This window comes from Cellulomonas pasadenensis (assembly GCF_047229365.1).
Lineage (GTDB): Bacteria > Actinomycetota > Actinomycetes > Actinomycetales > Cellulomonadaceae > Cellulomonas.
This window is the reverse complement of record NZ_JBFTEP010000177.1, coordinates 1-6,048: the sequence shown is the minus strand read 5'-3', so window position 1 is coordinate 6,048 and position 6,048 is coordinate 1. Positions and strand designations below refer to the sequence as shown.

At 75.8% G+C, this 6,048-nt stretch carries 5 protein-coding genes; 4 read left to right on the top strand and 1 reads right to left on the bottom strand.

The annotated features are described in order from the left end of the window. Nucleotides 1-239 precede the first annotated feature (239 nt). Entirely contained in the window at nucleotides 240-446 is a 207-nt protein-coding gene (locus AB6N23_RS16830) for a hypothetical protein (protein WP_412867138.1), read from the top strand. A 67-nt stretch (nucleotides 447-513) separates the two neighbouring features. Here the strand turns inward: AB6N23_RS16830 and AB6N23_RS16825 are convergent, their stop codons facing one another. Continuing rightward, on the bottom strand, nucleotides 514-1,398 hold the full coding sequence (locus AB6N23_RS16825) for an aminoglycoside phosphotransferase family protein (RefSeq protein ID WP_412867137.1): 885 nt from the start codon (nucleotides 1,396-1,398) through the stop codon (nucleotides 514-516). A 242-nt stretch (nucleotides 1,399-1,640) separates the two neighbouring features. Here AB6N23_RS16825 and AB6N23_RS16820 point away from each other — a divergent pair, with 242 nt between their 5' ends. The 3 genes from AB6N23_RS16820 (at nucleotide 1,641) to AB6N23_RS16810 (ending at nucleotide 5,915) form a co-directional block, all read left to right on the top strand. Continuing rightward, nucleotides 1,641-3,197: an MATE family efflux transporter gene (locus AB6N23_RS16820; protein ID WP_412867136.1), complete on the top strand. Its 1,557-nt coding sequence runs from the start codon at nucleotides 1,641-1,643 to the stop codon at nucleotides 3,195-3,197. A 245-nt stretch (nucleotides 3,198-3,442) separates the two neighbouring features. Beyond that, nucleotides 3,443-4,687: a globin domain-containing protein gene (locus AB6N23_RS16815; protein WP_412867135.1), complete on the top strand. Its 1,245-nt coding sequence runs from the start codon at nucleotides 3,443-3,445 to the stop codon at nucleotides 4,685-4,687. Nucleotides 4,688-5,048: 361 nt separating this feature from the next. Beyond that, entirely contained in the window at nucleotides 5,049-5,915 is an 867-nt protein-coding gene (locus AB6N23_RS16810; protein ID WP_412867134.1) for a DUF429 domain-containing protein, read from the top strand. Nucleotides 5,916-6,048: the final 133 nt, after the last annotated feature.

The window sequence follows — 6,048 nt, the reverse complement described above, 5'->3', positions numbered from 1 at the left end:
GCGGTGCGCCGGGCCTGACCGACCGGCGGCCGGGGTCCCGCGCGGACCCCGGCCGTCGGCGTGCGGCGCGGGACGGCGCCGCCACGCGCGCGTTGTCCATCCCTGACCGCCTAGGGATGGACAACGCGCGTCGTCGTCCCTCCCTACGGGGGCGGCTCGCCCCTCCGCCGCGCCCGGCCCACCTGCGCCTCGCCCGGCCCGCTGGTAGACAGGACGGACCCCACGTCTGGAGGCCGACGATGTCCGACCCGACCACCACGCCGCCGACCGACTCGACAGACCCGGTCGACGACGCCACCGCGGCACCCGACCCCGTCGAGGGCACCGCCCCGCAGAACGAGCCGTACGACGAGGGGGACGGGCTGCCGAACCCGCCGATCACCGCGAACGGCATGCAGAGCGCGCAGGGCGGCGGCTCGGCCGGCAGCGGGGGCGCCGGCCTCTGACGGCGGGCGCTCGGCGCGGCGCGTCGGCCGTCGCGCATCGGCCCTCGACCGCCCGCCGTCCGCCGCCTCAGCGCACCACGCCCAGCTCGCCGAGCGCCCGCCAGCTGAGCCGCCGCGCCTCCGGCTCCGTCCACGTCGCCCACCCGGCCACCATCGCGAGGCCCGTCCCGTGCGCCCGCGCACGCGTGGCCGACGACGCGCCGTAGACGTCGAGCGCCCGCCGCACGCCCTCCCCGGGCAGCGACAGCCACAGGAAGCCGAGGTCCGTCGCCGGGTCGCCGCCGGCGAGGTCCGCCCAGTCGATGACGCCGCCGAGCCGGCCGTCGTCGCTGAGCAGGTTGAACGGGTGCAGGTCGGCGTGGATCCAGCTGCGCGGCAGGTCGACGGGCGCGGCGAGGGCGTCGGCCCAGATGCGGTCGGCGCGCGCACGGTCCAGCTGGAGCCCCAGCCCGGGTGCCATCGCCTCGACCGTGGCGAGCGCGTCCCGGAGCCTCGGCTCCCGCGCGACGAGCGGCACCGACTGCTCGGAGTTGAACGGCGCGTCGGGCGGCGCGGGCACGTGGACCTGCGCGAGCGCGCGGCCGAGCGCGTCCCCGGCGGCGGCGTCCAGCGGCCGCTCCGACGCCGGCACGCCCGGCAGCCAGGTGACGACGACCCACGGCCACGGGTACGCCGGACCCGGTCGGCCGACGCGCACCACGTGCTGCGTCGGGAACGTCCACCGCGCGCCGAGCGTGCGCACCCACCGGATCTCCGTCTCGATCGACCCGACCGCCGCCGCGCGCCGCGGCAGCCGCACCGCCAGGTCGTCGCCGAGGGGGAACATCGCCATGTCCCACCCGGCGTACCGGCGCCCGAGCGGCAGGCCGGCGAGGTCCGGGTGCTGCTCGGCCAGCAGGGCGGAGACGACGTCGGGGCTGATCGGCACCTCGTCGGCGGGCACAGCGGTCACGGTCGGCACCGTAGGCGGCGCGGAGGTGGACGGCCCACGCCTTTGCCCGGTCTCGTCCCGCTCGTCCCTGCTCGCCGCACACCGACCGTCCCCGGTGTGACCGGACGGACACCCACCGTTCCCGGAAAGGGCTACAGACGCGCGCCGTTCGTATCGATACGATTCACTGGCGAGAGCGACCGGCGAGAACGACCGACCGCACGCCCCCCACCCCATCCCTCCGATCGCCGGAGCCCCCCGCCATGCCCAAGGTCCTGACCGCCGGCCGCCCCTGGCGCGTCATCCTCCTGTTCGCCGTCCCGCTCCTGGTCGGCAACGTCGTCCAGCAGCTCTACCACGTCGCCGACGCCGTGGTCGTGGGCCGCGTCCTCGGCGTCGACGCCCTCGCCGCCGTCGGCGCCACCGGCGCGCTGACGTTCCTGCTGCTGGGGTTCACCTGGGGCATGACCAGCGGTTTCGCGATCCCGACGGCGCAGGCGTTCGGCGCCGGCGACGCCGCGGCGGTCCGCCGGTCCGTGACGTCGGGAACCATCCTCAGCGCGATCGGCAGCCTCGTCCTCACCGCCGGCGCTCCCTTCGTCGCCGAGCCCGCGCTGCGCCTGATGCAGACGCCGGAGCCGCTCCTCGACGAGGCGACGACCTTCACGGTCGTCTGCTTCCTCGGCGGCTCGACGCTGATGTTCTTCAACTACCTGTCGGCCGTCATCCGCGCGATCGGCGACTCCCGCACGCCGCTCGTCTTCCTGACGATCAGCTGCGTGCTGAACATCGCGCTCGTGCTGCTGCTCGTCCCGGTCGTCGGCATGGGCGTCGGCGGCGCCGCCCTCGCGACCGTCATCAGCCAGGGCGTCTCCGTCGCGCTGTGCCTGGAGTACGTGCGCCGGCGGGTCCCCGTCCTGCACGTCCGCCGCGAGGACTGGCACGTCACGCGCGACGACCTGTGGCGCCACCTGCGCATCGGCGTGCCTATGGGGTTCCAGATGTCCATCATCGCGATCGGCACGCTCGCCGTGCAGGTGCGTCTCAACGAGCTCGGCTCCGACTCCGTCGCCGCGTACACCACGGCCGCGCGCGTCGACGGGCTCGCCGTCGCGCTGCTGCAGTCGCTCGGCCTGGCGGTGTCGATGTTCGTCGCGCAGAACCACGGCGCCGGCCGACCCGACCGCATCCGCGCCGGCGTCGTGCAGGGCGTGTGGATGTCGGTGATCGGGTCCGTCGCGCTCGGCGCCGTGCTGGTCACCGGCGGCTCCGCGATCGTGGCGCTGTTCGTCGGCCCCGGCGAGGAGCGGGTCGTCGGGATGGCCGCGCACTTCCTGCACGTCAACGGTGCGCTGTACGCGATCCTCGGCGTGCTGTTCGTGCTGCGCGGCGCCCTGCAGGGGCTCGGGCACACGGGCGTGCCGACCGTCACGGGCGTCATCGAGCTCGTCATGCGCGTCGGCGCCGCCATCGTGCTCGGCGCCGCGTTCGGGTTCACCGGCATCGTCTGGGCCAACCCGCTCGCGTGGCTCGGCGCGGTGCTGCTGCTCGCGCCGGCGTACGTGCGGGCGCACCGGCGGCTCGGGACCGACCCCGTCGTGCTCGGCGGCGAGGCGCCCGACGTCCTCGTCCTGGAGGGCGGCCCGCACGAGGGCTCGGCCGTCATGGACGCGGTCGTGCCGGACGTCGAGGCCGTCGGGACGCACCCGGGCCACGACGGCCGGCCGGGGCAGGGCCCGGACGCGCCGTCCGACGCGACCGCAGACGTCGCGCGCGCCGACGTCCCGACGCTCAGCGAGGCCGCCGGCTCCTGCCGCTGACGTCGTCGAACGCGCCCCGGCCTCCGGACCGCGGCACCGCACCCGCCACTGAGTTCGCCGGTCCGACCACCACTTCGCCTGCTCGGACCGGCGGCTCCGGCGCAGCACCGGCGACCTCGGCGAGCGGGCGGCCGCACCACCGCGGCTCCCTGCCGTGGCGCCCGCGGGCCACGCGGGTGACGATGGATCGACGGCGGGCCCTCGGACCGCACGCGTGGCCCGCTCGCCGAGCGAGGGGGGCCCGCATGCTGTCCGACCAGTCCCGACCGGTGATCGAGGAGACGCTGCCGGTCGTCGCCGACCACATCCGCGAGATCGCGGCGCGCTTCTACGCCCACATGTTCGGCGAGCACCCCGAGCTGCTCGACGGCCTGTTCAACCGCGGCAACCAGGCGGAGGGGACGCAGCAGGTCGCGCTCGCGGGGGCGGTCGCGGCGTTCGCGACGGCGTTGGTGCGCTCGCCCGAGCAGCTGCCCGAGCGCCTGCTCGCGCGGATCGCGCACAAGCACGCGTCCCTCGGGCTGTGCCCCGACCAGTACCAGGTGGTGCACGACAACCTCTTCTGGGCGATCGGCGACGTGCTCGGCGACGCCGTCACGCCCGAGGTCGCGGCGGCCTGGGACGAGGTCTACTGGCTGATGGCGTACGCGCTGATGCACATGGAGCGCGGCCTGTACAGCGCGCGCGGCGTGACGCCGCAGACCGTGTGGCGCGAGTGGGAGGTCGTCCGGAAGGTGCCCGAGACCGACGACGTCGTGACGTTCCGCGTCCGCCGCCGCGACCGCCGGGCCGTGCGCGCGTCGCTGCCCGGGCAGTACGTGACGGTGCGCGTGCGCATGCCGGACGGCGTGAACCAGCCCCGGCAGTACTCCCTGACGCGCGCCGACGACGGCGAGCACCGGCAGTTCTCCGTCAAGCGCGTGCGCGGCACGGGAACGCCCGACGGCGAGATGTCGAACTTCCTGCACGACGTCGTGGAGGTGGGCGACTCGCTGACCATCTCCGTGCCGTTCGGCGACGTCGTCCTCGACGACTCCGGCCGCCCGCTCGTGTTCGCGAGCGCCGGCATCGGCATCACCCCGATGGCCGGGATGCTGTCGCACCTCGTCGCGGCGCGCTCCGACCTGGACGTCACCCTGCTGCACGCCGACACGCGCGAGGACGCGTTCGCCCTGCGCCGCCAGGTGGTCGGCGACGTCCGGGCCCTGCGCGGGCGCGCGCACGTCTGGTACGAGGACGACGACGCCGGCGACCTGCCCCTGGACGGCCGGCACCGCGGACGCATGGACCTGCGGCACGTCGACCTGCCCGACGACGCCCTGTTCTACCTGTGCGGCCCGCTGCCGTTCATGAAGGGCGTGCGGGAGTCGCTGCTCGGCCGGGGCGTCGCGCCGCAGGACATCCAGTACGAGGTCTTCGGCCCGGACCTGTGGCACGCCGACCTGCTGGGCGAGCCGTCGCAGGGGGCGGGCACACCGACGCCGGCATGACGGGGTGCGCGCCGCGGGGGCTTCACCACCGACCCGGCGAGCTCGTCAGGTCCGCGCCGACCTCGTCAGGTATCTGTGACGAGGTCGGCGCACAAGTGACGAGGTCGGCGTGCTAGCCGACGCCTACCCGGCACCCACGTGACCGGTCGGTCGCCGACGTCGCCGGTCCGGTGGTGAGGTCGCCGGGTCGGGCAGGCGAGGTCGACGTCGGACCGGCGAGCTCGGCGGTGGGGCGTCGCTCTGGCAAGGCATCCGCGAGCTCGTCCGGTTTGCGCCGACCTCGTCGGGTTTCCGTGACGAGGTCGGCGCGGATCCGACGAGGTGGGCGTCGGCGTCGACGGTGGGTCGGCAGACTGGGCCGGTGACGACGTACGTCGGGGTCGACCTCGCCTGGGGGACGCGCAACCGGACCGGGATCGCGTTCGCGGACGCGGCGGGGCGGCTCGTGCACTCGGCGACCGTGCGGACCGACGACGAGATCGCGGACGCGCTCGCGGCGCACGCGGCCGGGCGCGTCGTCGTCGCGGTGGACGCGCCGCTCGTCGTCCCGAACGCGACGGGCTCGCGCCTGCCGGAGAAGCTGCTGCACGCGGAGTTCGGGCGGTACGACGCGGGCGCCCACCCGTCCAACCGCTCGCGGCCGTGGATGGACCCGCCGCGCGGCTGGACGCTCGCGCAGCGGTTCGGGTGGGACGTCGACCCGGCGACCGCGCCCGACGGGCCGGCGTCCGTGGCCGTCGAGGTGTACCCGCACCCGGCGATGGTCACGCTGTTCGGGCTCGGGCGCGTGCTGCCGTACAAGGTGAAGCCCGGGCGCGACCTGGCGTCGCTCGCGGACGCGTGGCGCCGGCTCGTCGAGCACCTCGAGCGCGTCTGCGGGCCGACGATGCACCTCGACGCGCACCCGCGGTGGCGCGAGATCCGTGCGGTCGTCGGGCGCGCCGACCGCATCGCCGCGCTGCGGGCGGTCGAGGACGAGGTCGACGCGATCCTGTGCGCGCACCTCGCGTGGCTGTGGGGCACGCGCGACCCGCGCATGCGCGTGCTCGGCGACGTGCACGAGGGGTACGTCGTCGTGCCCGGCCGTCCCACGGTGCCGCCGACGCCACGCGGACGGGCGAGTCGGACGGGCGTCCGTCTCCCCGATACTGGCCCCGCACGACGCGCGCCGGGCGATCCGCCACGTCGCGGCCCCGCCCCCACCTCGACGAGGAGCCCGTCCGCGTGACCACCGACGAGCCCGTATCCACCGACGCGCCCGTGCCCACCGACCGGTCCGGCACCGTCCCGCCGCCGCCGGACGCCCCGCTCCCGGGCGGCGGCCCGCGCACGCCCGCGTCCGACGACGCGCCCCTGGCACC

Coding starts and splice junctions, on each gene's coding strand:
- AB6N23_RS16830 (WP_412867138.1), top strand. CDS start 240: ATGTCCGACCCGACCACCACGCCGCCGACCGACTCGACAGACCCGGTC.
- AB6N23_RS16820 (WP_412867136.1), top strand. CDS start 1,641: ATGCCCAAGGTCCTGACCGCCGGCCGCCCCTGGCGCGTCATCCTCCTG.
- AB6N23_RS16815 (WP_412867135.1), top strand. CDS start 3,443: ATGCTGTCCGACCAGTCCCGACCGGTGATCGAGGAGACGCTGCCGGTC.